The organism is Actinokineospora sp. NBRC 105648, from assembly GCF_030269645.1.
Classification (GTDB): Bacteria; Actinomycetota; Actinomycetes; order Mycobacteriales; family Pseudonocardiaceae; genus Actinokineospora.
The window spans coordinates 1-26,302 of sequence record NZ_BSTR01000021.1; the positions used below are offsets into that span (position 1 = coordinate 1).

Annotated in this window: 18 protein-coding genes, 1 tRNA gene and 3 pseudogenes; 12 read left to right on the plus strand and 10 right to left on the minus strand. The window is 70.7% G+C overall.

Annotated elements, in window-relative coordinates; translation table 11 throughout:
* Positions 1-97 precede the first annotated feature (97 nt).
* The 4 genes and pseudogenes from QSK30_RS19320 to QSK30_RS19330 all read right to left on the minus strand — a co-directional run bounded on the left by QSK30_RS19320 (position 98) and on the right by QSK30_RS19330 (position 4,827).
* Positions 98-1,372: pseudogene (locus QSK30_RS19320) on the minus strand (IS30 family transposase).
* A pseudogene (locus tag QSK30_RS19325) lies at positions 1,300-2,034 on the minus strand (IS3 family transposase); the annotation flags it as partial. The pseudogenes QSK30_RS19325 and QSK30_RS19320, both read right to left, overlap by 73 nt.
* A 122-nt stretch (positions 2,035-2,156) precedes the next feature.
* Positions 2,157-2,378: pseudogene (locus QSK30_RS36930) on the minus strand (transposase); the annotation flags it as partial.
* Positions 2,379-2,487: 109 nt separating this feature from the next.
* Positions 2,488-4,827: a DEAD/DEAH box helicase gene (locus QSK30_RS19330; RefSeq protein ID WP_285504607.1), complete on the minus strand. Its 2,340-nt coding sequence runs from the start codon at positions 4,825-4,827 to the stop codon at positions 2,488-2,490.
* Positions 4,828-5,082: 255 nt separating this feature from the next.
* On the opposite strand from QSK30_RS19330, the gene QSK30_RS19335 reads away from it, so the two are divergent.
* From QSK30_RS19335 to QSK30_RS19365, 7 genes are all read left to right on the plus strand, one after another.
* Positions 5,083-7,380, plus strand: a complete 2,298-nt coding sequence (locus QSK30_RS19335) for a sodium-translocating pyrophosphatase (protein WP_285504608.1) — start codon at positions 5,083-5,085, stop codon at positions 7,378-7,380.
* 146 nt (positions 7,381-7,526) lie between these two features.
* A complete protein-coding gene (locus QSK30_RS19340) occupies positions 7,527-8,168 on the plus strand; it encodes a hypothetical protein (RefSeq protein ID WP_285504609.1) in 642 nt (213 codons plus the stop codon).
* An 11-nt stretch (positions 8,169-8,179) separates the two neighbouring features.
* Positions 8,180-8,695, plus strand: a complete 516-nt coding sequence (locus QSK30_RS19345; RefSeq protein ID WP_285504610.1) for a hypothetical protein — start codon at positions 8,180-8,182, stop codon at positions 8,693-8,695.
* A gap of 53 nt (positions 8,696-8,748) precedes the next feature.
* Positions 8,749-9,345, plus strand: coding sequence for a hypothetical protein (locus QSK30_RS19350; protein WP_285504611.1), 597 nt, complete (start codon positions 8,749-8,751; stop codon positions 9,343-9,345).
* 139 nt (positions 9,346-9,484) lie between these two features.
* Positions 9,485-12,271 (plus strand): type I DNA topoisomerase, encoded by a 2,787-nt coding sequence (gene topA / locus QSK30_RS19355; RefSeq protein ID WP_285504612.1) that lies wholly within the window; start codon positions 9,485-9,487, stop codon positions 12,269-12,271.
* A 231-nt stretch (positions 12,272-12,502) separates the two neighbouring features.
* Positions 12,503-14,557, plus strand: a complete 2,055-nt coding sequence (locus QSK30_RS19360) for a bifunctional MFS transporter/dTMP kinase (protein WP_502871854.1) — start codon at positions 12,503-12,505, stop codon at positions 14,555-14,557.
* Positions 14,554-15,741 carry a DNA polymerase III subunit delta' gene (locus QSK30_RS19365; protein ID WP_285504613.1) on the plus strand — a complete coding sequence of 396 codons (1,188 nt, stop codon included), beginning with the start codon at positions 14,554-14,556 and terminating at the stop codon, positions 15,739-15,741. The genes QSK30_RS19360 and QSK30_RS19365 overlap by 4 nt, the downstream gene beginning before the upstream one ends.
* 766 nt (positions 15,742-16,507) lie before the next feature.
* Here the strand turns inward: QSK30_RS19365 and QSK30_RS19370 are convergent.
* Positions 16,508-18,145, minus strand: a complete 1,638-nt coding sequence (locus QSK30_RS19370) for a hypothetical protein (RefSeq protein WP_285504615.1) — start codon at positions 18,143-18,145, stop codon at positions 16,508-16,510.
* A 100-nt stretch (positions 18,146-18,245) separates the two neighbouring features.
* On the opposite strand from QSK30_RS19370, the gene QSK30_RS19375 reads away from it, so the two are divergent.
* The 3 genes from QSK30_RS19375 to QSK30_RS19385 all read left to right on the plus strand — a co-directional run bounded on the left by QSK30_RS19375 (position 18,246) and on the right by QSK30_RS19385 (position 19,566).
* Positions 18,246-18,322, plus strand: a tRNA-Thr gene (locus QSK30_RS19375).
* Between the two features lie 146 nt (positions 18,323-18,468).
* Positions 18,469-19,098: an MSMEG_1061 family FMN-dependent PPOX-type flavoprotein gene (locus tag QSK30_RS19380; RefSeq protein WP_285504617.1), complete on the plus strand. Its 630-nt coding sequence runs from the start codon at positions 18,469-18,471 to the stop codon at positions 19,096-19,098.
* A gap of 33 nt (positions 19,099-19,131) precedes the next feature.
* Positions 19,132-19,566: a hypothetical protein gene (locus tag QSK30_RS19385; protein ID WP_285504619.1), complete on the plus strand. Its 435-nt coding sequence runs from the start codon at positions 19,132-19,134 to the stop codon at positions 19,564-19,566.
* Positions 19,567-19,569: 3 nt separating this feature from the next.
* On the opposite strand, the gene QSK30_RS19390 is transcribed toward QSK30_RS19385, so the two are convergent.
* The 5 genes from QSK30_RS19390 to QSK30_RS19410 all read right to left on the minus strand — a co-directional run bounded on the left by QSK30_RS19390 (position 19,570) and on the right by QSK30_RS19410 (position 24,079).
* On the minus strand, positions 19,570-20,310 hold the full coding sequence (locus QSK30_RS19390; protein ID WP_285504621.1) for a thermonuclease family protein: 741 nt from the start codon (positions 20,308-20,310) through the stop codon (positions 19,570-19,572).
* 103 nt (positions 20,311-20,413) lie between these two features.
* Positions 20,414-21,226: a phosphonate ABC transporter, permease protein PhnE gene (gene phnE, locus QSK30_RS19395; protein WP_285504622.1), complete on the minus strand. Its 813-nt coding sequence runs from the start codon at positions 21,224-21,226 to the stop codon at positions 20,414-20,416.
* On the minus strand, positions 21,223-21,996 hold the full coding sequence (locus tag QSK30_RS19400) for a phosphonate ABC transporter ATP-binding protein (RefSeq protein ID WP_285504624.1): 774 nt from the start codon (positions 21,994-21,996) through the stop codon (positions 21,223-21,225). Before QSK30_RS19400 ends, phnE begins: the two co-directional genes overlap by 4 nt.
* A 53-nt stretch (positions 21,997-22,049) precedes the next feature.
* Positions 22,050-22,949 carry a phosphate/phosphite/phosphonate ABC transporter substrate-binding protein gene (locus QSK30_RS19405; protein WP_285504626.1) on the minus strand — a complete coding sequence of 300 codons (900 nt, stop codon included), beginning with the start codon at positions 22,947-22,949 and terminating at the stop codon, positions 22,050-22,052.
* 11 nt (positions 22,950-22,960) lie between these two features.
* Positions 22,961-24,079 (minus strand): TIGR03364 family FAD-dependent oxidoreductase, encoded by a 1,119-nt coding sequence (locus QSK30_RS19410; protein WP_285504627.1) that lies wholly within the window; start codon positions 24,077-24,079, stop codon positions 22,961-22,963.
* A 145-nt stretch (positions 24,080-24,224) separates the two neighbouring features.
* Here QSK30_RS19410 and QSK30_RS19415 point away from each other — a divergent pair, with 145 nt between their 5' ends.
* Together QSK30_RS19415 and QSK30_RS19420 are read left to right on the plus strand one after the other, a co-directional pair.
* On the plus strand, positions 24,225-24,971 hold the full coding sequence (locus QSK30_RS19415) for a GntR family transcriptional regulator (protein WP_285504629.1): 747 nt from the start codon (positions 24,225-24,227) through the stop codon (positions 24,969-24,971).
* The gene (locus tag QSK30_RS19420) at positions 24,968-25,627 is read left to right on the plus strand and encodes a phosphonatase-like hydrolase (protein ID WP_285504631.1); all 660 of its coding nucleotides are present in this window, start codon (positions 24,968-24,970) and stop codon (positions 25,625-25,627) included. The genes QSK30_RS19415 and QSK30_RS19420 overlap by 4 nt, the downstream gene beginning before the upstream one ends.
* Positions 25,628-26,302 lie beyond the last annotated feature (675 nt).

The following is a 26,302-nucleotide window of genomic DNA, read 5'->3' on the forward strand; positions in this document are numbered from 1 at the left end:
CCCTTGCGCGCGACAGCGACGACATCGTCGCGGAACTCCCTGGGGTATGGCTTGGGCACAGAGACATCCTTCCAGCGAGGACGCGAGCCCTCACAGGTCAGGTGTCAACCAATCTCGGAGCAGTCCCGACGGTCTCGAGGTCTTCAGCTGACCAGCGCGACAGGTCGGTGTCTTTGGGGAAGTACTGCCGTAGCAGGCCGTTGGTGTTCTCGTTCGTCGGGCGCTGCCAAGGTGAGTGCGGGTCGGCGAAGAACACCCGCGTCCCGGTCTCCAACGCGAACTGCGCATGGCTCGAAAGCTCCTTCCCGCGATCCCATGTCACGGTCTTGCGCAGTTGCTCGGGCAGATGGGTGATCGACGCGGCCAGCGCCGCGTTCATCGCGAGAGCCCCGTAGCCGCCGAGCGAGGGCCCGTTCTTCACCGGTGGTTTCTCGCCCCAGCCCTCCAACCGCGGGAAGTGCACCAGAAGCGTGGACCTGCTGCGCTCGACAATGGTGCCGATTGCCGACCTGCCCGTCCCGATGATCAAGTCCCCTTCCCAGTGGCCGGGGACGGCTCGGTCCTCGGCCTCGGCGGGGCGCTCGCTGAGGACGACATCGGCGGTGATGTGTCCCTGCGGCTTGTTCCGCGACCGGGCCCTAGGCTCTCGCAGCGCTCGACCCGTGCGCAGACACGTGACCAGTTCACGCTTGAGCGCGCCACGCCCCTCGATGAACAGGGACTCCTAGATCGCCTCGTGGCTGATGCGCATGGACTCATCATCGGGGAAGTCGACCTTCAGACGATGCGCGATCTGCTCCGGACTCCACGCTGTCGACCAGCGCCTGTCTTGACGATGGGGCTTGTTCAACCCCCTCCACGGCGGTGTCTCGGGGCCCGCGACGACCGTGCCGTCAGGGCGACGGACATCGCCGGCAAGCCGGTCCTGCACGTACTCACGCAACCGCTTGTCACTCGCCAGCTTCGCCGTCTTCGGGCGCTTGGCTGCCTGCTGTGCCTTCCACTGCGCCACCACGGCGCGGTAGACCGGCTTGCCACCCCTGGTCGCGGCATTGCGCCGCAGCTCACGAGATACGGTCCCAGGGTCGCGGCCGATCGTGCGGGCGATCTCACGCACACCCTTGCCCTGAGCCCTCAGCAGCCCGATCTCTTCCCTCTCAACAAACGACAAGTACCGGCCAGCGGGATCGTCGAGGCTCAGCGGCGTCATCCCGCCAGCGTGTCGAAACCAGCGGATCCCGACCGGTGACGACACGCCGACTCCCTCCGCGGCTTGGACCGTCGTGACCCCGGAAGCGATCAGCCGCCAGAAATCCCGCTGAACCGCTCGCGACGGCTCCGGCCGCCCCGGTGAGCGCATCGGCGCCCGCATCGCCCTGTCCGCAGCCCACTGACGTCGAGCCCCGTTCGGTGCCTGCGGCACCTGTTTCCTCGGCCATCCCATCCAACACCTCCGTCATCGAGGTGTTGCGACGACCAGTTGAACTCACCTTGTGTGCCGCGGTCGGTGTGGAAGATCGCGTCGTCGTCGGTCAGATCGCGTCGGACGGCGAGGTCGAGGGCGTCGCGGACCAGTTGGGCGCGCCTGTGCTCCGCCATGGAGTGTCCGATGACCTCGCGGTTGTGCAGGCCGATCACCGTGGCCGGGTAGAGCCAGCCCTCCCGCGTGGGCAGGTAGGTGATGTCCCCGACCAGCCGCCGGCCCGGCGCCGGGGAGGTGAAGTCACGACCGGTCAGGTCCGGAATCGGCACCGGCACGACATCGGGTCTGGTCAAAGACCTGCGCTGTCTGCGGGTGAGACCGGCCACCCCGTGCTCGCGCATGACCCGCGAGACCCGTTTGTGGTTCACCCGCCGGCCGCGGCGGCGCAGCGCGACGACGATCCGCGGACGCCCATACGCGCCCCGGTGACCCGCGTGGACCTCGCCGATCTCGGCGGCCAACCCCTCGTCGTCCGCGGCCCGCTCCGCCCTGGCCAACCACTCGTGGAAGCCCGGACGCCGCACGCCCAGGACCCTGCACAGCCGGGCGACGCCGAAGACGGCGGTGTTCGGAGATGAACCGGTAGCTGCGGGTCAACGACCGATCCCTTGGCAAAACACGCGGCCGCCTTGCGCAGGATCTCCTTCTCCAACCCCAACTCGGCCACCCGCTTTCGCAGTTCCCGCAGCTCCTGGCGCTCGTCGGCCGACACACCGCCCGCCGGCGCAGCGGCCCGGTCCTGTTCGTCGGTGCGGACCCAGTTACGCAGGGTCTCGTGGTTCACCCCCAGCTCACGGGCGACCCGCCGCAACGGCCGATCCGACGAACGGACCAGCGCGACGGCGTCCCTGCGGAACAGCTCGGGGTACCTCGACTTGCCTGACACGGGGAACATCCTTCCCCAGACCGCTGTCTGGGATCAGGGCGTCCGATTCAAGGGGACAACCTCAGTTTGTCTTGGTGGGACTGCCATCCCATCGAGGAATCGGTTGGTGGGTGCGGTGTCAGCGCTCTTGCCGCTGTCGCAGGGCGGTCAGGGTGGTGGTGAGGACCTTGATGGCGCCGTCCTTGTCCAGGGGCTCGTTCCCGTTGCCGCACTTGGGGCTCTGGACGCAGGACGGGCAGCCGCTCGGGCACTCGCAGGCCGCGATCGCCTGGCGGGTGGCGTGCAGCCAGGGGATCAGGGCCGCGTGGCCCCGGTCGGCGAAGCCCGCGCCGCCGGGGTGGCCGTCGTGGACGAAGATGGTGGGGGCGCCGGTGTCGGGGTGCAGGGCTGTGGAGACACCGCCGATGTCCCAGCGGTCGCAGGTGGCGAACAGCGGCAGCAGGCCGATCGCCGCGTGCTCGGCCGCGTGCAGGGCGCCGGGGACCGCGCCCGCGTCCACGCCCGCCGCCGCCAGGGCGGCCGGGGGGATCGTGTACCAGACCGCTCGGGTGTGCAGCGTTTGCTCGGGGAGGTCGAGGGGGATCTGGTCCAGGACCTCGCCCGAGGGGAGCCTGCGAAGGTAGCCGACCACCTGGGAGGTGACTGCCACCTCACCCAAGCAGACCTGGATCTCCCCGCCGGTCGCGGTCGGGTAGCCGGCGCTGGACAGGGTCGAGAGGACCGAGATGTCCACGACCTCGCGCGGTGAGGTGGACCAGTCCGGGTTCTCCGCGTGCACGAGCGCCAGGCCCGCCGCCAGGTCGAGTTCGTCTACCACGTAGGACTTCCCCTGGTGCAGGTACAGCGCGCCCGGGTGCACCGACGAGCACGCGCTGCCCGGGTTGACCGTGCCCAGCATCCGCGCGGAGTCGGCCTCCACCACCGCGATCTGGTCGCCGCCCGAGCCCCGGATGTCGACCTGGCTGTGCGGGCGGTCGCGGGACGTCCAGTACCAGCCCGTCGGCCTCCGGCGCAGGACACCGTCGGCCACCAGGTCGTCGAGCACCGCCTCGGCGCCGTCGCCGAACGCCGCGAGGCAGGACGGGGTGAGCGGCAGCTCGGCCGCCGCGCACGCCAACTGGGGGGCGAGCACGTACGGGTTGCCGGGGTCGATGACCGTCGCCTCGATCGGCTTGTCCAGCACCGCGGCCGGGTGGTGCACCAGGTAGGTGTCCAGCGGGTCGTCGCGGGCCACGAACACCACCAGGGCGCCGTCGCCGGCCCGGCCCGCGCGGCCCGCCTGCTGCCAGAACGACGCCAGTGTGCCCGGGAACCCGGCGACCACCACCGCGTCCAGGCCTGCGATGTCCACGCCCAGTTCCAACGCGTTCGTGCTGGCCACGCCCAGCAGCGAGCCCGAGGCCAGGGCGTGTTCGAGGGCGCGGCGCTCCTCCGGGAGGAAGCCCGACCGGTAGGCCGCGACCCGGGCGCCGAGGTCCGGGTCGACCTCGTCGAGGATCCGGCGGGCGCCCATCGCGGTGAGCTCCGCGCCGAGCCGGGAGCGGACGAACGCCAGCGAGCGGGCGCCCTCGATCACCAGGTCGGCCAGGATGCGGGCGGTCTCCGCGCCCGCCGAGCGGCGCACCGGGGCGCCGTTCTCGCCGGACAGCTCGGTGAGCGGCGGTTCCCACAGCGCCACCGTGCGGGCCCCGCGCGGGGAGGCGTCCTCGGTGACCGCCGCACAGTCCACACCGGACAGTCGGGACGCCGAGGTGGCCGGGTCGGACACCGTGGCCGAGGCGAGCACGAACACCGGGTCGGCGCCGTAGCGCGCGGCGACCCGGCGCAGCCTGCGCAGCAGCAGCGCGACGTGCGAGCCGAAGACACCGCGGTAGGAGTGGCACTCGTCGACGACGACGTAGCGGAGCCTGCGCAGGAACGTGGTCCAGCGGCCGTGCGCGGGCAGGATCCCGCGATGGAGCATGTCGGGGTTGGTGAACACCCAGCGCCCGTGGGCGCGGACCCAGTCGCGCTCGGCCATCGGGGTGTCGCCGTCGTAGCTCGCCGCGCGCAGCTCGGACAGCTCCAGCGCGCGGACCGAGCGGAGTTGGTCGGCGCCCAGTGCCTTGGTGGGCGAGAGGTACAGCGCGGTCGCCCGCGGGTCCTCGGTCAGCGCCGTCACGACCGGGAGCTGGTAGGCCAACGACTTGCCGGACGCCGTACCGGTGGCGATCACCACGCTGCGCCCGGCGTGGGCGTGCTCGGCCGCCTCGACCTGGTGGGCCCACGGCGCGGCCACCCCGCTGGCGGCGAACGCCTCGCGGACGGACGCGGGCGCCCAAGCGGGCCAGGCGACGATGGTGGCCGCGCGCTCCGGCAACTGGGCCACGTGGGTCAGCGGGTTCTCGCCGCTGGGCACCCCCGCCAGCACCCGTCCGAGCAGCACGGCACCACGGTCGGTCGCCGCGTCGACACTCACCCGGCGAGCTTCGCACACCGCACCGACAGCCCCGGCACCCGGCAAAATGATCATGAGATATCGGTCACAGTCCGCCCGCGTAACGTCACCCACCGTGCACGGTATGGGACGGCTCGCGTATGTGATCCGCTTTACCAATAGACTCCGCCGACATCCCACCGATTGTGGTGGCGCACACGCGAAAACGGGGTCGGTAGACGTCGTCTGGTAATGGCGGATGTCGGCGCTGTAACAGGCAGATCATCAGGAGGACGGATGTCCGGGCAGTTCCTCGCGGAGGGCCTGACGCTCACCGGCGGGGACCGCGGTGTAGTCGCCGTGGTCGCCGTGATCGCCCTCGCCGCTCTTGCCGTCGGCTATGTGCTGCTCAAGGAGGTCTTGGCCGCGGGCCAGGGCACCGTGAAGATGCAGGACATCGCCAAGGCGGTCCAAGAGGGTGCTGCGGCTTATCTGAAACGGCAGCGAAACACACTTCTCATCTTCGGTACAGCCGTGTTCCTGCTGCTGTTCCTGCTACCCGCCGACAGCTTGGGCGAGCGGGTAGGCCGGTCCCTGTTCTTCTTGGTGGGCGCGGTCTTCTCGTTCACCATCGGGTACCTGGGCATGTGGCTGGCCACCCAGGCCAACCTGCGGGTCGCCGCCGCGGCCAACGAGGACGGCGGTCGGGAGAAGGCCACCCGCATCGCGTTCCGCACCGGCGGCGCGGTCGGCATGGCCACCGTCGGCCTCGGCCTCTTCGGCGCGGCGATCGTCGTGCTGGTCTACACCGGCACCGCGCCCAAGGTGCTGGAGGGCTTCGGCTTCGGCGCCGCGCTGATCGCGATGTTCATGCGCGTCGGCGGCGGCATCTTCACCAAGGCCGCCGACGTCGGCGCCGACCTGGTCGGCAAGGTCGAGCAGGGCATCCCCGAGGACGACCCGCGCAACGCCGCGACCATCGCCGACAACGTGGGCGACAACGTCGGCGACTGCGCGGGCATGGCGGCCGACCTGTTCGAGTCCTACGCGGTGACCCTGGTCGCCGCGCTCATCCTGGGCAGCACCGCGTTCGGCTCGGCCGGGCTGCTGTTCCCGCTGATCGTCCCCGCCCTCGGCGTGATCACCGCGATCCTCGGTGTCTACATCACCAAGGCCCGCCCGGGAGAGGGCGGCCTGGCCGCGATCAACCGGTCGTTCTACATCTCCGCGCTGGTCTCGGCCGTGTTGTGCACCGCGGCCTCGTTCATCTTCCTGCCCGGTTCGTTCTCCGAGCTGACCGGCAGCACCCAGACCGCCGAGCCGGGCAGCCCGGCGGTGATCGCCGCCATCGCGGTGATCATCGGCATCGTGCTGGCAGGCGTGATCCTTTGGCTCACCGGCTACTACACCGGCACCGAGCACAAGCCGGTCCAGGAGGTCGGCAAGACCTCGCTGACCGGTGCGGCCACGGTGATCCTGTCCGGCATCTCGGTGGGTTTCGAGTCGGCGGTCTACACCGCGATCGTCATCGGCGGTGCCGTCTACGGCGCGTTCCTGCTCTCCGGCTCGGTGGTCGTGGCGCTGTTCGCCATCGCGCTGGCGGGCTGCGGCCTGCTCACCACCGTCGGCGTGATCGTGGCCATGGACACCTTCGGCCCGGTCTCGGACAACGCCCAGGGCATCGCCGAGATGTCCGGTGACGTCACCGAGGAGGGCGCGCGGATCCTGACCGAGCTCGACGCGGTCGGCAACACCACCAAGGCGATCACCAAGGGCATCGCGATCGCCACCGCGGTGCTCGCCGCGACCGCGCTGTTCGGCTCCTACCAGGACGCGATCGGCAAGGCGCTGGCCAAGGTCGGCAAGACGGCCGAGGACGGCGGCAACGCCTTCCTCTACCTGGTCTTCAGCCCGAACGTGCTGGTCGGCATCGTGATCGGCGCGGCGGTCGTGTTCATGTTCTCCGGACTCGCGGTCAACGCGGTCACCCGCGCGGCGGGCGCCATCGTCTTCGAGGTGCGCCGCCAGTTCCGCGAGATCCCCGGGATCATGGAGGGCACCGCCAAGCCGGAGTACGGCAAGGTCGTCGACATCTGCACCCGCGACTCGCTGCGCGAGCTGGCCACCCCCGGCCTGCTCGCGGTGCTCGCCCCGATCGCGGTCGGCTTCGGCCTCGGGGTCGGCCCGCTCGCGGGCTACCTCGCGGGTGCGATCGCCACCGGCACGCTGATGGCGGTCTTCCTCGCCAACTCCGGTGGCGCGTGGGACAACGCGAAGAAGCTCGTCGAGGACGGCAACCACGGCGGCAAGGGCTCCGACGCGCACGCGGCGACGGTCATCGGCGACACCGTCGGCGACCCGTTCAAGGACACCGCGGGCCCGGCGATCAACCCGCTGATCAAGGTGATGAACCTGGTCTCGGTGCTGATCGCCCCGGCGATCGTCACGTTCTCGGTCGGCGCCGACGCCTCCACCGGGCTGCGGGTCGGCATCGCGGTCGTGGCGCTGGTGCTGATCATCGCCGCGGTCGTGATCTCCAAGCGGCGCGGCACGGCGATCACCGACACCCCGGCCGAGGCCAAGGCCAACGCCTGATCCGCACGCTCGTGCCCGACGACGAGGCCGGTCCCGCGCACAGCGGGACCGGCCTCGTCCGGTCCGCGGTCCACTTGCCGCCTGTGCGAGCATCGTGACCATCGCCCGGCTGGTCCCGGGACAACCAATTGCAAGGAGAAGTCGACATGCTCCGTCGTCTCGTCGCGGTCACCGCGACGGCCAGTGCCCTCACCCTCGCCCTGGCGGGCTGCGGTGGCGGCAACTCCGGGACGGGCAGCAGTTCGTCCGGTGCCGCGCCCGCCTCGACCACCGCGAGCTCCGCGGGTGGCGCCAACGCCGGCGCCGTCGCGTGGGCGGAGAAGGTCTGCTCCACGGTCGCCCCGCAGGTGGCCCAGCTGAGCCAGGCGCCCAACCTCGACCCGAGCGACCCGGTGAAGGCCAAGACGAACCTGGACGCCTACTTCGACAAGCAGATCAGCGCGCTCGACACCATGGCGAGCGGGTTCCAGTCCGCGGGCGCCCCGCCGGTCGCCGACGGCGACCAGCTGGTGGAGAAGGCCACCGCGGGCATCAAGCAGGCCAAGACGGTCGTGGAGAGCGCCAAGACCGAGCTGGCGAGCGTCGACACCTCGACCCCCGAGGCGTTCCAGGCCGGCTTCGTCAAGGTCGCGGAGAACCTGCAGAAGCTCTCCGAGAGCGACGACCCGACCGCCTCGCTCAAGGGCAACCAGGAGCTGGACGCGGCCTTCCAGCAGGCGCCGACCTGCAAGAAGCTCGACGGCGACGCGGGCGCCTCGGCGTCCAACAGCAGCTCCCCGACCTCCTGAGCCGATCCGCGTTGACCGTGGCCGCGGCGGGCCTCGTGCTCGCCGCGGCGTGCACGGCCGCGCCCGAGCCCGACGCGCGGACCAAGACCGCGTGGGCCGATCGGGTGTGCGGCGTCGTGGTCGCGGCGGAGGCGGCGCTCGCCGCCCCGCCGCCCGCGTTGGACCCCGCCGACCCGGCGGCGCTCAGGACGGCGCTCAGCGGCTACCTGGGTGGCCTTTCCGACAGCCTGAGCACCGCGGTGAGCGCCTTCTCTTCCTTAAGGCCCGCTCCCATCGAGGGCGGCGATCGCATCGTGCAGATCGCCGAGGAGACCTACCGCGGGCTGCGGGCACCGCTCTCCGAGGCCAAGACGGCGCTGGACGGCAGCACCGCCCCCGATGTCGTCGCCCAGGCGGTCGCCGAGGTGGCCCCGAAACTGGCCGCCCTCGACCTCACCCAGCCGCTCGCGGGAACGGCGGGCACGGAATTCACCCGATGGGCCGAATCCGCGCCGCAGTGCGCACGACTGCCCTCGTTGCGTGGCTGAACCGATTCCGCGGCGCTTTACGGTGATCGAACCCCTGTTCTATTCTGGCCGCCGTGGCGCAGCAGATGTCCTTCTTCTCCGCTGAGGCTTGCCACCCGCGGGTCGCCGACCTCGCGGGCCTGCTGTGCGGGCCCGGTCAGGCGGTGGTGTTCGCCAAGGCCACCGCCCGGCTCACCCTGCCGCTCACCGCCTCCTGGCGGGCCAACGCCCTGGTCAAGGCTTGTGCCGAGCGCGGCGTCGGGACCGGGCTGGACACCGTGGACGGGCTGCTGCTGCGCACCGCCTTCCGGGTGGACCTCGCCCCGCTCGCCGCCCAGTGGACGCGCGGTGCGGCCAAGGCGGTGCCCCGGGATTTCACCCCTGATGGGGCAGTTCTGCGAATGTGGGTTTTGGCCGCCGGGCACTGGGCCGACGGCGCCTACCTGCTGCCCCTCGACCCGGCCGCGCCGCAGACCCACCAACCACTCCTCGACTCCCTCGCGCAGTGCGGTCTACCTGCGACTATGTCCGCCACAGCGGAGGCGGGGCCCGCCCTGCGGATCACCGGTCGGCGCAGGCTCGCGCGGCTGCTCGAACTGGTCGGACGACCCGCCGGAACGGGCTGCGCGGACCAGTGGCCGGCCGTTTCGCGGATGCGCGTCGTGTCCTGAGCGTGCTACTGGTGGAAAAAGGGCATACTTCGTCGGCTGATCCGCCGGGCGGGGCAACCTGGGATAGGGCGTTCCCGGCACGGCGTGCACACTGACAGGCTGATGCGGGACGGACACGGGGTAAAGAGAGCGGGATAGCGTGGCAGGCTCGGCTGGGACGAAGAGGAACGGCAGCGGCACCGACGGTGCCGAGCCACGTCGGCTCGTGATCGTCGAGTCGCCTGCGAAGGCGCGCAAGATCGCCTCCTACCTGGGCCGGAACTTCGTCGTCGAGTCATCCCGCGGCCACATCCGCGACCTGCCGCGCAAGGCGGCCGAGGTGCCCGAGAAGTACAAGGGCGAGTCGTGGTCCAACCTCGGGGTCAACGTCGACAACGGTTTCGAGCCCATCTACATCGTCACCCCGGACAAGAAGGCCACCGTCACCGAGCTGCGCGGCCTGCTCAAGGACGTCGACGAGCTCTACCTCGCCACGGACGGCGACCGCGAGGGCGAGGCCATCGCCTGGCACCTGCTCGAGGCGCTCAAGCCCAAGGTGCCGGTGCGCCGGATGGTCTTCCACGAGATCACCGAGTCGGCCATCATCGCCGCCGCGCAGAACACCCGCGACCTCGACCGCGACCTGGTCGACGCCCAGGAGACCCGGCGGATCCTCGACCGGCTCTACGGCTACGAGGTCAGCCCGGTGCTGTGGAAGAAGGTCATGCCGCGGCTCTCGGCGGGCCGCGTGCAGTCGGTGGCGACCCGGATCGTGGTGCAGCGCGAGCGCGAGCGGATGGCGTTCGTCGCGGCGGGCTACTGGGACATCTCGGCGACCATGGACGCGGGCGAGACCGCCGAGCCGCCCACCTTCGGCTCCCGGCTGCTCTCGGTCGACGGCACCCGCCTGGCCACCGGCCGCGACTTCGGCCAGGACGGCAAGCTCAAGGCCGGTGCCGAGGTCCTCCTGCTCGAGGAGGCCGAGGCCCGTCGCCTGATGGAGGCCCTGCAGGGCGCCGCGCTCACCGTCTCCAGCGTCGAGGAGAAGCCGTACACCCGCAAGCCGTACGCGCCGTTCATGACCTCCACGCTGCAGCAGGAGGCGGGCCGCAAGCTGCGCTTCGGCTCCGACCGCACGATGCGCACCGCGCAGCGGCTCTACGAGAACGGCTACATCACCTACATGCGAACCGACAGCACCACGCTGTCGGAGACGGCCATCCAGGCGGCGCGCTCGCAGGCCACCGACCTCTACGGCCCGCAGTTCGTGCACCCGACCCCGCGGCAGTACACCCGCAAGGTCAAGAACGCCCAGGAGGCGCACGAGGCGATCCGCCCGGCCGGTGAGGTCTTCCGCACCCCGGGCCAGGTCGCCAAGGAGCTCGAGGCCGACGAGTTCCGCCTGTACGAGCTGATCTGGCAGCGCACCATCGCCTCCCAGATGGCCGACGTGCGCGGTACCACGATGACCGTGCGGATCACCGGCAACGCCGCCAGCGGCGAGGACTGCGTGTTCTCCTCCTCCGGCCGCACGATCACCTTCCCCGGCTTCCTGCGCGCCTACGTCGAGGCGGTCGACTCCGAGGCCGGTGGCGAGGCCGACGACGCCGAGCGCAGGCTGCCGATCCTGACCAAGGGCCAGCCGGTCACCGCGACCCAGCTCTCCGCCGACGGGCACACCACCAGCCCGCCGCCGCGCTACAGCGAGCCGAGCCTGGTCAAGGCGCTGGAGGAGCTGGGCATCGGCCGCCCGTCCACCTACGCCTCGATCATCAACACCATCCAGGACCGCGGCTACGTGTGGAAGAAGGGCTCCGCGCTGGTCCCGTCGTGGATCGCCTTCTCGGTGATCGGCCTGCTCGAGCAGCACTTCGAGCGGCTGGTCGACTACGACTTCACCGCCGCGATGGAGGAGGAGCTCGACGGCATCGCCGCGGGCACCCAGCAGCGCACGAACTGGCTCTCCGGCTTCTACTTCGGCGGCGAGGTCGGCCCCGAGGGCTCGGTCGGCCGCTCCGGTGGGCTCAAGAAGCTGGTCGGCTCCGGGGTCGAGCACATCGACGCCAAGGAGGTGAACTCCATCCAGGTGTTCACCGACGCCGAGGACCGCCCGGTCGTGGTGCGCGTCGGCCGGTACGGGCCTTACCTGGAGCGCGAGGTCGACGGCGTGGCGCAGCGGGCGAACCTGCCCGAGGACCTCGCCCCCGACGAGCTCACCGTGGAGATCGCCGAGAAGCTGTTCTCCACCCCGATGGAGGGCCGCTCGCTGGGCACCGACCCGGTGACCGGGCACGAGATCGTGGCCAAGGAGGGCCGGTTCGGGCCCTACGTCACCGAGGTCCTGCCCGAGGTCGAGGAGCCCGCGCCGGTCGAGGGTGCCAAGAAGACCCGGGCGAAGGCCCCGGCCAAGCCCAAGCCGCGCACCGGCTCGCTGTTCAAGTCGATGACGCTGGACACCGTCGACCTCGACGACGCGCTCAAGCTGCTGTCGCTGCCGCGCGTGGTCGGTGTCGACCCGTCCAACAACGAGGAGATCACCGCGCAGAACGGGCGCTACGGCCCCTACCTCAAGCGCGGCACCGACTCCCGGTCGCTGACCAGCGAGGACCAGATCTTCACCATCGGCCTCGAGGACGCGCTCAAGGTCTACGCCGAGCCCAAGAAGCGGGGTCGGCAGGCCGCCGCGGCCGCGCCGCCGCTGCGCGAGATCGGCAACGACCCGGTGTCCGGCAAGCCGATGGTGATCAAGGACGGCCGGTTCGGCCCGTACGTCACCGACGGCGAGACGAACGCGTCCCTGCGCAAGGCCGACAACGTCGAGACGCTCACCGACGAGCGCGCGGCGGAGCTGCTGGCCGAGAAGCGCGCCAAGGGCCCGGCCCCCAAGCGGGCCGCCCCGGTCCGCCGCAAGGCACCCGCCAAGAAGACTCCCGCCAAGTCGAAGTGAGCACCCGGCCGGGTCGGCGGTCGACTCGGCCAGGTCACCTCCTGTCACGCGTTCCCCGGTTCCGCCTGGCTAGCCTGGACACCGTCGGCACGAGATACACCCGTTCCGGGTAACTCGGGTCGTCCTTGTTGGCGGGCTGTGACCGGGTGGGTGCTTGCCGTGCGCCACCCGGATGACCAGGTCGTAATCGCTTCCCGGTTACGCTGGACGTGGTGACCGCGTGGAAGGTGGGTGGGGGGCCTGAACGGGAACGGCAGGGCCGGTGCCGAGGCGCCGAAGGGGTCCGAGGGGTCGATGACCCACCGGGCGCGCAGCGTGCTGTCCATCAGGCCGTTCCGCAGGCTCTGGGGTGTCACCTACCTGTGCAGCGTCGGTGACTGGCTCTCGCTGCTGGCGCTCGCGGGCCTGGCGTCCAAGCTGACCGAGGACTACAAGGCGCAGAGCTTCGCCTTCGCCGGTGTGGTGCTCACCCAACTGCTCCCGGGGCTGCTCTTCGCGCCGCTGGGCGGCCTGTTCGCCGACCGGTTCGACCGGCGCAAGGTGATGGTCTTCGCCGACATCGCGCGCTGCGGGTTGTTCCTCTCGATCGCCATCGTCGGCTCGCCGTGGTGGCTGTTCGCGGGCAACTTCCTGGTCGGCTGCTGCGCGCTGCTGTGGATCCCGTCCAAGGACGCCGCGGTCCCGAACCTGCTGCGCAGGCCCGACCAGGTGGAGACGGCCAACCAGCTCGGCATGGTGATGACCTACGGCATCGCGGTCATCAGCGGCGCGGGCCTCTACGCGGCCATCACCGGCATCGCCACCAACCTCAACCTGCAGCCCGACGACTCGGGCATGGGGGTGGCCAAGGTCATCCTGATGATCAACGGCCTGCTCTACCTGAGCAGCGCGATCATCGTCGCCACCCGGATCCCGGAGCTGTCCCGGCGCGTCGTCAGCGCCACGGAGCAGGGGGAGGAGGCGGCCAAGACCGGCATCATGGCGATGATCCGGGACGCTGGCCGGTTCGTGCGCACCACCCCGATAGTGCGCGGCCTGCTGATCGGCATGGTCGGCGCGTTCGCCGCCGCGGGCGCGCTGGTCGGCTCGGCCCAGCTCTACGCCAACAGCCTCGGCGGCGGCGATGGCGCGTTCGGCCTGCTGTTCGTCGCGCTGTTCATCGGCCTGGCGACCGGCATGGGGACCGCGCCCAAGCTCGCCCTGCGGCTGCCGCGCAACCGGCTCTTCGGCATCGCGATCGTGGTCGCGGGCATCGCGCAGCTGCTGGTCGCGCTGTCCCCGCACCTGGCCGTCTCGCTGATCACCGTGGCCGTGCTCGGCGCGGGCGCGGGCATCGCGTTCCTGACCGGCGTGACGATCATCGGCACCCAGGTCGAGGACGCCATCCGGGGCCGGATCAACGCGATCTACCAGTCCCTGATGAAGATCATCCTGGCCGGCGCGATGGCGCTGACGCCGGTGCTGGTCGGCCTGGTCCAGCCGCACAACATCACCCTGTTCGGCCGGGTGATGATCGTCGACGGCACCCGCCCGGTGCTGCTCGGCGCGGGCGTGCTGGCCGCGCTGGTCGGGATACTGGCCTACCGCCAGATGGACGACCGGCGCTCCGAGACGATCGTGTCCGACCTGCTGGCCGCGATCCGCCGCAAGCCGCGCCGCAGCACCGGGATGCTCATCGCGGTCGAGGGCGACACCCACCTCGACACCTCCACCCAGGCCGAACTGCTCGCCGACTGGCTGCGCGCCTCCGGCAAGAAGGAGGTCCTGCTCGCCACCGACCCGGCCCTCGACGACGTCCGGCTGCGCACCGTGCTCGTGGACGCCGGCCTCTCCAGCGCCCGCGCGCACGCGCTGGTCGCCGCGGCGGTCCGGGCCGACCTGGTAGAACGGCAGATCCAGCCCGCGCTGGACCGGGGCGCACTGGTGGTGATGGAGCGGTTCATCGACAGCCCGCTCGCCCACCTCTCGGTCGCCGCGGGCCTGGACCCGGCCGAGCTCGAGGGCCTGGCCGACTGGGCCACGGTACGGCTGCGGCCGGACATCACGATCCTGCTCGACCGCGACCCCAGCACCCTGCAACCGCGCGCGGGCAGCGCGGAGCATCATTGGCACGTGCAGAGCGTGCTCACCGACATGGCCGCCGCCGACCCCGACCGCTACGTGGTCGTCGACGGCGACGGCAGCCCCGAGGGCGTCCACGACCGGGTCCGCCTGGCCGTGCAGACCACCATGGCGGGCCGCAAGCTGGCCAGGCTGGAGCCGGTGCCCGCCGAGGCGGGCTCATGACGGTCTGGTCCCAGCTGGTCGGCCAGCCCGACGCGGTGGAGGTCCTGCACACCGCGGCCAAGGCGGCCGCCAACCTGGTCGACGGCACCGGCACGGCAGCGGGCATGACCCACGCCTGGCTGTTCACCGGCCCCCCGGGCTCCGGCCGCTCGGTCGCCGCCCGCGCCTTCGCGGCCGCACTGGAGTGCACCACCGGCGACGCAGGCTGCGGTCAGTGCCAGGGCTGCCACACCGCGATGTCCGGCACTCACGCGGATGTCCGGATGGTGGTCCCCGAGGGCCTGTCGATCTCGGTGGCCGAGATGCGCGCGCTGGTCCAGACCTCAGCCCGCCGCCCGACCGGCGGCCGCTGGCAGGTCGTCGTGATCACCGACGCCGACCGCCTGACCGAAGGCGCCGCCAACGCCCTGCTCAAGGCAGTCGAGGAACCACCACCGCGCACGGTTTTCCTGTTGTGCGCCCCCTCCGACCACCCCGACGACGTCTCCGTGACGATCCGTTCCCGCTGCCGGGTGATCGCCCTGCGCACCCCCGCACCACCGGCCATCGCCGAGGTCCTGCAACTACGCGACCGCATCGACGCGGACACCGCGAAATGGGCAGCCTCTGTCTGCGGCGGCCACGTAGGCCGAGCCCGCCGCCTCGCCACCGACCCAGCCGCCCGCGAACGCCGGGACAAGGTCCTCCGAATCCCGATCAACCTCCGCAGACTCTCCGACGTCTTCGACGCGGCCGACGACCTGGTCAAGGCAGCCGAAACAGACGCCACCGAAGTCAGCGGCTCACGCGACGAAGCCGAGAAGGACGCGCTGAAGACGGCGATGGGCGCAGGAGGCACGGGCAAGGGAACCGCCTCGGCGACCCGGGGAACGGCCGGAGCCATCAAGGAACTGGAACGCCGCCAGAAGTCCCGAGCCACCCGAACCCAGCGCGACGCACTGGACCTGGCCCTGGTCGACCTGGCCGGCTTCTATCGAGACGTGCTGGTCACAGCCTCCGGCGCACCTGCGGCACTGAACCACCCGGACCACGCGGAAAGCTCCGGCCAGGCAGCGGAACGCTGGACACCGGAGTCGGCACTGCGCAGGTTGGAAGCGGTCCTGGACTGCCGTGAGGCGATTGAGCTGAACGTCAAGCCGAGGATCGCGATAGAAGCGATGGTCACCCAGCTGTACATGGGCTGACCGAACTCCGCTGGAACGCAAAAGAAGATTCCCGACTCGCTGACACGTAACAGGATCCCGCCCCCGCTGGTACCGCAGCGGTGAGGCCGACCCCGCTGGAACGCAAGTCCCGTTACGGATGCTCGATCTAGTGGACTTGCTTCGTGTGGGGGGAGAGTGCCGCTAAACTTGCCGTGGGTGGGGATGCCCTTACCCTGCCCTTTTCTCTCCACCGCGGTGCTCTAGGGGCCCCGCACGAAGCGAGTTCACTAGATCGAGCCCCCGTCTTTTCCTCGGGCAGCCCAAGCGATGAGCCGCCGAAGACGGTCGACCGTAGGTCGGTGTGCGGCACACCCCACGAGCTGCCCGAGTAAGAGCGGGGCTCGATTGGCTGGACTGCCTTCGCGTGGGGCCCCTAGAGCACCGCGGTGGGGAAAAGCGTGGGGTGAAGGGCATCCCCACCACAGGTCAAGTTTAGCGGTGCTCTCCCCCCACACGAAGGCAGTCCACCCAATCGAGCACAAACGTAACGGGTGTTGCGTACCAGCGGGCTCAGCATTTAGAGATTGGAAAGATTGAGGGCAAAGATAAGGGCAAGGGGTGGGGGGTGGGAAATGCGGGAAAAGAGGAGTGCGGGAAAGGGGAGTGGGAAGGAAGGGCGAAGCGGGAAAAGGGGAGGTGTGGGAAGGGGGGCGGTGGGAGGGAATGGGAGCGGCCCTTGTCCGTTGGTGGACAAGGGCCGCTGGTGATCAGGTTTGGGTGCCGGGGGCGCCCGGGTGTCGGTTGGTTAGCTGGTTGCCTTCGGCTTTGTCCGGGCCGTGGCGGGCCGGCGGCGGTTGGGGAGTGCGGCCACCAGGACGACCCCCACCAGCAGCATCGCCGTGCCGGTCCAGAAGATCGGCACGGCCTGGTAGGCCGCGTTGGTGTAAGCCAGTGGCGGCGGGGTCGCCTTGCCCTGCGGTGCCGGTGCGGGTGGGTTGACCGGCTGTTGTGTCGCCGTCCCGCAGATCACTCCGCCGGTTGGTGCGTAGGCCCGGGCGACCTGTTCGCCCAGGGAGACCTGGGCCAGTGCGGAGGGCAGGTTGGGCAGGCCCAGTGCGTCGGTGGGGAGGATCTGGAGGTCGAGCATGCGTGCGGTGGCGCCCAGTTGGAAGCCCTTGAAGGGCTGGGTGGACTCTTCGCTCTTCTGGTTGAGGCCGGCGACCGAGAGGCGGATGACGCCCAGGTCCAGCTTCTTCAGGCCGTTCGCCAGTGCGTCCTGCAGGCCCTGGCCACCTGCCAGGAGGCCGCCGATGATCGGGAGCTTGTCCAGGCCGGGGACGGCGGTGCCGGTGGGCAGTGGGATGCCGATCGGGATGTCCAGTTTCGGGTTGGCGGCGTCGAGTCGGCCGAGGCTCTTGCCGCCCTGGACGACGTCGAGGACCGGTGCCGTGTACTGGACCGTGGAGGTCGCCTTGTCGCCGGTGGAGGTGACCGTCAGGGTTGGCTGGCTGACGACGTTGATCGATACCTCGAAGGGGGTGCCCGCGAGCAGCTTGACGGCTGCCACCTGCATGGTGGAGACGGACTGGACCGCCTTGTTGGGGGAGCCCGGGATGTCGACGAGCCGGACCACCGAGCGGGCCGAGAGGGTGTTCGGCAGGCTCAGGAGGGAGCCGGTGGTGCTTCCCTGGCCGCCGAGTACGCCGCCGAGGGTGCTCAGTGGGCCGGTCAGGCCCTTGAGGCCGTCGATGATCGCCAGGTCACCGGCGTTGTCGAGGTTGGGGGCGTCGAAGACACCGGTCAGGTCGGTCACGCCGGGCAGGGTCGGGATGGCGTTGAGCGCCGACAGGCTGGCCAGCTCGGTCGACGCGTCGGAGATGGTGTTGACGCACGGTCCGAGGGTGTCGCTCCACTGCGCCTGCACGCGCCCGTTGAGCACACCGGCCTTGACCAGTGTGTCCAGCGGCGACGACGGCGGGTTGATACCGCCGGTGCGCGGTTCGGCGTTGTTCGGGGGTGCGGTCTGCGCGAGCGCGCCCGGCGTCTGCGGGCTCGCGCCCTGCACGGCGATGCCGCCGGGGGAGGCCTGCGCGATCGACTTCTCGAAGGCCAGGTAGGCCTCGGAGTTCGCCTGCGCGCTGGCCAGCCCGAACCCGAGCTCCACGGCCGACTGCTTGGGCAGCTTGTCCTCGGCCCCCGGGATGATCGACTTGGTCGGTGCCGAGTTCGGCAGCAGCCGGACCACCGCCAGGCCGGTGCCGGCGTCGGCGACCGCGTGCCCGAGCGGCTGCGGGCCGACCGGTGCGGACGGGGGCGGGGCCGTCGGGCTGGCGGGTGGCGGTACCGGCGTCGTGGGCACCTGGGCCGCCGCGGGGCCCGCGGCCAACACCAGCACGGAAGCCACCGCGGGCACCGCCAGCACGGCGGGCAGACGTCGCTGCATCGTCGGGGTCCTCCTCGTCACGCAGTTCGCTACCAACCAGTAAACGACGCGGGCCCCTGCTGGTGACGCGGGGGTACCCGGTATAGTGGTTCTCGGTCACGCCGCCTTAGCTCAGTCGGCCAGAGCGGTTCACTCGTAATGAACAGGTCAAGGGTTCGATTCCCTTAGGCGGCTCCACCGTAGACGCAGGTCAGGCCCCGTCCAACCACTGGTTGGACGGGGCCTGACGTGTTCGCGGGGCTGGCCCCAGTGGCGGATCCGGTCCTGCGGGGGTGGCGGGAAATACCAGGCCAGGGGGGCGGGGGCGCCGGTAGCGTGCGGGCGTGAACCTCTTCGCTGACGCCATCACCACCGAGGCCGGGTTGCGGGACATCTACGAGGCGCCGGGGCCGAGGGCGGATGCGAAGGTCATCTCGGCCGTGGACGAGTTGGCGCGCGAGTTCGTGGCCTGCTCGACGATGTTGTTCATCGCGAGTTTCGACGCCGACGGCCGGTGCGACGTCACCCCGCGCGGTGGGGCCGCCGGGTTCGTGACGGTGCTGGACACCGGTGAGGTGGTCGTGCCGGACGCCACCGGGAACAAGCGGATCGACACCTTCCGCAACGTCGTGCAGACCGGGCGGGTCGGGTTGATCTTCCTGATCCCGGGCCGGGGGCAGACGTTGCGGGTCAACGGTCGGGCCTGCGTTTCCGCCCGTCCTGAGCTGCTGGAAACCCTTACCGCCGTAGGGAAGCCGCCGCGGGCGGCGTTGGTGGTGGAGCCGGACGAGGTGTACACGCACTGCCCCAAGGCCTTCGTGCGGTCCGGGCTCTGGAAGCCCGACACCTGGCCGGACGCCGTCGCGCAGCCGGACCCGGCGGAGATCGCGCACGCGCACATCGGTGACCCGTCGATCACCGTCGAGGAGATCCGGCAGGACCAGGTCGACAGCCTGCTGTACCGGCTGGCCTAGTCGCGAAACCTGGTTTCCAGCAATACTGGGAAGATGAGCGACATCGAATACGTGCGCATGGTCGCCGAGACCGTGCTCGCGCGGCTCGGCGACCAGGCGGCCGAGTGGCGGCTGCTGTCGGTCGGGGAGGCGCCGGAGCGGGTGTCGCCGTTCCCACTCCCCAAGCCGTTCGGGGATCTACCCCCGTCGCGTGAGCTCCGAGCGACTGTCATGTGGAAGGCGACCGCGACCGGGGCGGCGACCGTGGGCTACTACAACTTCTCCCTCGACGTCCCCGTCCCGCTGGCCGTCGCCGCGATGGCCGACCAGATCCAGGACCACGCGATCGAGGAGAGCTGGGGCGCGGCGCTGCCACCGTGCCCGGACCACCAGCACCCGTTGAGCGTCACCACGATCGACGGCGTCGTCTCCTGGGCGTGCCCGAAAGACCCGCAACACCACTGCGAACCGCTGTTGCCGCGCACCTGAGCATCAGGTGTCGCAAGCGATCCCGTCCTTGTCGCGGTCGAGGGCCGCGCGGTAGCCGGGCTCGCCCCGGTGCATGGGTGCCGCGCCCGCCTTCTTGGCCTCGGCGCAGGACTTGTAGTACGCGCCGCCCTGTTCTGTTGGCGCGGCAACGGGTTCCTCGACCGGTGCCGGTGCTGGCGGCGGGGGCACGACGGGCACCAGCGGTTGGACGGCGCGCTTCGTGGTCACCGGCGTGCTGTCCGAACCGGAGCACGGTGCTCCCCAAAGGCCGAGGGCGGCGGTTTGCGCCACCTGCTGGGCGTCGGTCAACGTCAGCGAAGCCACCGCCGTGGTCTTGGCCATTCCCTTGCTGATGGCCGAAAGTGCGAAGTCCGTTCCGTCCGCGAGTGTCAGGTTACCGACATCGGACAGGTAGACCTGTTGTCCCGCAAGGATTCCGCGCGCGTACTCCTGTGCTGCGGCCTGCCAGCACTCACCGGGAGCCGCGAGGCCGGCCACCACCACCTTCTTGCCCGCCGAGGTCAGGACGGTTCGGGCATCGACGACCTCCGACACCGTGGCTTTCGCCGGCGCGGTTGGTGTCGGCGTCGTGGTCGTGGTGGTCGGCTCCGCGGTTGTGGTCGAGACGGCGGGCGGTGCGCTGCCCACCGGCTCGGCCGCCGTCCGGTCGGTGGCGGCACAGCCCCCGAGCAACGCCAGGCACAGCAGTGACGTGCCCGCCACGGTGGTTCTCCGCGTCGCCATGGGGCTCCCTCCGAACCGGACGGTGTGGGGGGTGCATCGGTGCGTCGGTCACCAAGTGTTACTTGAACATTTAGTAGTCACTCGATCGTCGCAACGTCATCCCTCAATCGCTGAGACGCCGCCGGACCGCGGCGCTGAGCAGGTCGACCGCGACGACGAGCACCAGGACCATCAGGATGTAGGTCGCCATCTGGTCGAACTCGAACAGCTGGATCGACTGGTTGATCAGGAACTCGACCCCGCCCGCGCCGACCAGCCCGAGCACCAGCGACGAGCGCACGTTCACGTCGAACCGGTAGAGCAGCAGACCGACCAGCGACGGCACCACCGCGGGCAGCACCGCGTTCGCCAGCACCTGGACCGCACCGGCGCCGGACACCCGCAGCGCGTCGGCCGGGCCGCTGTCGATCTCGTCCACCGCCTCGGACCAGAGCTTGCCCATCACCCCGACGTTGTGGCAGACCAGCGCGAGCACGCCGGCGAACGGGCCCAGCCCGACCGCGGTGACGAACACCAGGGCGAACACCACGTCCGGCACCGCACGCAGAAACGACATCACCGAGCGCGATAGCTGATACACGACCGGGTGTCGCCCACGTGTGCCGAGGACCGCCAGGACCAAAGCGCCCGGAACGGACAGCGTGGTGCCGAGGAGGCCGATCGCGAGCGTGGTCAGACAGGCTTCCAGGCCGGGTTGGACGACCTCGTCCCAGTCCAGGTCCGGCGGCAGGGCCTCGCCGAGGAAGCGGGCCATCCCGCGCCAGCCGTCGACCAGCGCGCCCGGTGACACCTCGGTCGCCTGCCAGGCCAGCACGTGCGCCGCGCCGAGCACGACCGCGATCACCGCCACGGCCACGTACAGCGGCTTGCGCGCGCGGGCGGGCACCGGGCGGCGGGGGCGCTCGGTCGCGGTCACGCTTCCTCCACTCGGTCCGGCGCGTACAGCGCCTCGATGTCCGAATCGGACAGTGTGGTTCCCCTGCAAGACAACCGGATCTCGCCACCGAGCAGCCCGAGCACCCGATCGGCGTGCCGCCGCGCGAGCTCGGGCTGGTGCAGCACCGCGGCGACGGCGAGACCGTCGCGGTGGGCGAGCTCGGCGAGCAGCGCCATCACCTGCGTCGCCGCGGCCGGGTCGAGCGCGGAGACCGGCTCGTCGGCCAGCAGCACCTTCGCGCCCTGGCAGAGCGCCCGCGCCACGGCGACCCGCTGCTGCTGCCCGCCCGACAGGCGGCCCGCCCGGTCGTGCGCGCGGTCGGCGAGACCCACCCTGTCCAGACAGGCCATCGCGTGTTCACGCAGCTCGCGCGGGAACAGCGCGGGCGCGAGCGAGCGGGACAGCGGCAGTCCCGCCAGCCCGCCCGCGCACACGTTGTCCAGCGCGCTGCGCCTGCGCACCAGGTGGATCTGCTGGAACACCATCGCCGCGGTCCGCCGCGACCGGGCGAGTTCGGTGCCGCTCAGGCCCTTCAGCGACTTCCCCCGGAGGGTGATCTCGCCGCCGTCCGGCTCGGTCAGCCCGATGACGCAGCGCAGCGCGGTGGACTTGCCGGAACCGTTGGTGCCCAACAAGACCACGAGTTCACCCGCGGCCACCGCGAAGTCGACCCCGGCGAGCACGGTGCGGCCGCCGTAGGACTTGCGCAGTCCGCGCACGGACAGCCCGGAGTCCAGGCTGGTGGTCATGGCGCTCCCCATCCAAGGTCGTGTCGGCTGGTGTTCGGGGGACCCGTCGCGGGTCAGACGTCGCCCTCGGTCAGGCCCAGGGTGTCGGCCAGGTCGAAGAGGGGCTGGTAGGTGGACTTGTCCACGGCCACCATCGGGCCCGCCGGGTCCACGTCGAGGAGGGCGCCGACCTTGGCGACCTCGTCCGGCTTCAGCCCGAGCAGCGCCGCGCGCACGGCGTCCTTGAACCTGGCGTCCGTGCTGCCCGCCACGGTGATCGGATCGTTGGGGATCGGGTCGGAGGCCCAGATCTGGCGGAACCGCGACGCGTCGAACTTGCCCGCCGCGGTCGCCGTGGCGAGCTGCTGGGTGTTGATCTCGGCGGCGTCGACCTTGCCGTTGGTCAGGGCCAGCAGCGCCTCCGGGTGGCCGCCCGCGTAGTCCAGCTTCACCGACGCCTTGTCCAGGCCGACCTTCGCCAGCGCCGCCCGGGGGAGGGCGTCGCCGGAGGTGGAACCGGGCTCGGAGAGGGCGAGCGACTTGCCGCGCAGGTCGGCGAGGCTCTGCGCGGGGGAGTCCTTGGGGACGTAGATCCCGGCCTTGTAGCTGGTCAGCTTCCCCTGGGCGTCACCGAAGGAGGCGACCGGCTCGGCGTTGGCGCGGCGGTTGGCGAAGACGAAGCCGAGCGGGCCGAACTGGGCCAGTTCCAGCTTCCCGTTCTGCATGGCCAGCACCTCGGCCGAGTAGTCCTGCACGATCTGCAGCTTCACCGGGCAGTTCAGCCCGCGCTGCAGGGCGCCGGTGAGGACCTGGTAGGCCGGGGTCAGCTTGCCCGGGTCCTCGTAGGGCTCGATGCCAAATCTCACCTCGCCGTTCGGGCACGACGGGTTCCCTTGCGCCGCCGGGTTTTCCGAGCCGCCGCAGGCCGAGATGGCCAGGGCGGCGGCGGCGAGGACGATGGCGATGCGCTTCATGGTGGGGACTCCTAGCAGAGGTCGTCGAGGACGGCGGGGGCGAGGCCGAACGCGGTGGTCATGCCGATGCCGGAGGTCACCGAGACCACGCGGACACCGTCGAAGGGCTGTGCGACAAGGAAGTCCGTCTTGTCCGACGAGGCGTAGACGCCGCGCCAGCGCCGGCGGACGGACAGGGTGGGGACGCCGAGCAGGCGGGCGGTCTCCCGCAGGACCGCGTCGCCGGTGGACTCGTCGTCGAACGGGTCGTGGGTGTGGCCGTAGTGGTGCGTGTCGCCGATGACGAGGTCGCCGTCGGGGCGCTGGGTGAACATCAGGTTCATCGCCACGTCGAGCAGATCCGGGTGCTCGCGGGCGAACCGCTGCCGCACGGCGTCGGCCGACGGGCACGCCAGCAGACCGTCGTAGCGCAGCATCGAGAGTCCGGAGAGGACGGCCGGGCCGAACACCGCTGAGTCTGGTGTGGACACTTGCAGCATCCGCAGCAGGCACCGCTGCACGCCTGCCTCCTCGGCGACGTCGGGCAGCAGCCGGTCGACGTCGTGGCCGACCGCCACCACGACCCGGTCGGCGGTGACCGTGCCGCGCGTCGTGCGCACCTCGCCCGGGCCGACCCCGGTCACCGTGGTGCGCCAGCGGAAGTTGACACCGTGCGCGGCCAGCCACGCGGCGATGGCGGGCACTGCCTCCCGCGGGTCGACGCGCAGGTCCAGCGGCAGCCACGCACCGCTGCTGACCTCGTCGGACACCAGCGGCAGCCGGGCCCGCACGCCCGCCGCGTCGAGCAGTTCGACCTGGTCACCGCGCTGCGCGGCGAACTCCGCTAGCACCGCGACCTCGTCCTCGGCCCGCGCGGCCACGACCGTGCCCGCCTCCGACACCCAGAACCCCGCCTTGGCCGCCAGCGCCAGCCACCGCTCGCGGGCCCGCAGGCCGTACTCCAGCGCACGGCCGTGCTGCGCGGTGAGGCAGATGTGGCCGAAGTTGCGCACCGAGGCACCCACGGCCCGCTCGTCGCGGTCGAGGACCACCACGTCGAGACCGCGGTCGACGGCCTCCGCCGCGTGCGCCAGGCCGACGATGCCCGCGCCGACCACGGCGAGGTCCACGTGCCGGGAGGGGGTTGTCATGGCACAGAAGGTGCGGCTTGGCGCGCGGTGATCGCAAGGTTTGCACGGCACTTGTTTGGACAAGTTTCCACGTTGTTCATCCAGCTCAACGCGAACAGCGGGACAACTTGACAGCGGGTACCCGGGCACTCGTATGGTCAAGTATGTGACCCCACCGCTGCACCTGCGGGTGGCCGACGACCTGCGTGGCCGGATCAGTCGCGGCCAGCTGCCGGTCGGCGCCGCCCTGCCGTCCGAGGCCCAGCTCTGCGAGGAGTTCGCCGCCTCCCGCGGCACGGTACGACAGGCGCTCGCCGCGCTGCGCAACGAGGGCCTGATCGGCGGTGGCCAGGGCAAACCGCCGGTCGTACGGCAGAGTGCGGTCGCCCAGCCGTTCGAGACCTTCCTGTCGTTCACCCGGTGGGCCCGGCAGATGGGCCGGGTACCGGGACAGCGCACCGTCGAGATCGCCCGCCGCGGCGCCAGCCCGGTCGCCGCCGACGCCCTGGGTGTCGACGAGGGCACCCCGGTGGTGGAGGTCCTGCGACTGCGCCTGCTCGACGGCATCCCGACCATGCTCGAGCGCAGCAGTTTCATCGAGCCGGTAGGCAGACTGCTGTTCGACTTCGACGCCGACGGCGGATCGATCTACGAGCACCTGCTCAGCCGCGGCATCGACCTGCGCGCCGCCCGGCACACCATCGACGCCATCGCCGCCACCACCACGGACGCGAACCTGCTCACCATCACCGAAGGCGCACCGCTGCTGCGCGAACGCCGCCGCGCCACCGACGCCGCCGGCACCACAGTCGAATACGGCGACGACCGGTACCGACCCGACCTGGTCACCTTCACCATCGACAACGTCCAGGCGGGTCGAGTGAGCCCGCACATCCTCAAGGAGACCTCGTGACCATCGACCTCGTCGCCCTCGACATGGCCGGCACCACCGTCCAGGAGGGCGGCGCTGTCTACCGGGCACTGGCCGACGCCGTCACCGCAGCCTCCGGCGCACTGGTCCCGGCCGCCGCCATCCACCGCTGGATGGGCGCGGACAAGCGCGAGGCCATCGCCGCCCTGCTCGCCGGCGCACCTGCCGAAGTGGACACCGTGTTCGACGACTTCCGTACCCGACTGGCCGCCGCCTACGAGGCCGACCCACCCACCGCACTGCCCGGCGTCGAAGCCGCCCTGGCTGAGCTACGCGCCCATGGCACCAAGGTCGCCCTCACCACGGGCTTCTCCCGCGACATCGCCGAAGACCTGCTCACCCGCCTGGACTGGAAGATCGGCGACACCATCGACGCCCTGATCACCGTGGACGAAGTAGCAGCGGGCCGACCCGCGCCGTACATGATCTTCCGCGCGATGGAGGCCACCGGCACGCACACCACCAACACAGTCCTGACGGCGGGCGACACGGTGCTCGACCTGCGCGCGGGCACGAACGCTGGTGCCCGGTACGTCGTAGGAGTGCTTACCGGTTCTCAAGACGCCGAGACACTCGGCCGAGAACGACACACGCACCTACTGCCCTCAGTCGCCGACATCCCCCTACTCCCGGGATAATGCAGAGGCAACGCTTCTAATCCCTAATCCCTAATCTTTCAATCTCTAAATGCCGAGCCCGCTGGTACGCAACGCCCGTTACGTTTGTGCTCGATTGGGTGGACTGCCTTCGTGTGGGGGGAGGCGACCGCTAAACTTGACCTGTGGTGGGGATGCCCTTCTCCCCACGCTTTTTCCCCACGCGGTCGCCTAGGGGCCCCACGCGAAGGCAGTCCAGCCAATCGAGCCCTGCTCTTACTCGGGCAGCTCATGGGATGTGCTGCCCTGGGGTCGACGCCACGGGTGGCTCGTAGACATGGGCTGCCCGAGGAAAAGACGGGGGCTCGATCTAGTGAACTCGCTTCGTGCGGGGCCCCTAGAGCACCGCGGTGGAGAGAAAAGGGCAGGTAAGGGCATCCCCACCCACGGCAAGTTTAGCGGCACTCTCCCCCCACACGAAGCGAGTCCACTAGATCGAGCATCCGTAACGGGACTCGCTTTCCAGCGGGGTCGGCCTCACCGCTGCGGCTTGCTGGGGGACGGGACTCACTTGGGTGCCAGCAGGGTCGACCTATCCGCTGCGGTACCAGCGGGGGCTGGGATGCTGTTGCGCACCAGCGGCGGGCGGGCTTTCGCTGCGGTTTGGTGGTGGTGGCGGCGTTCGGGTGCGTTCCAGCGGGCTCGGGATTCTTTGTG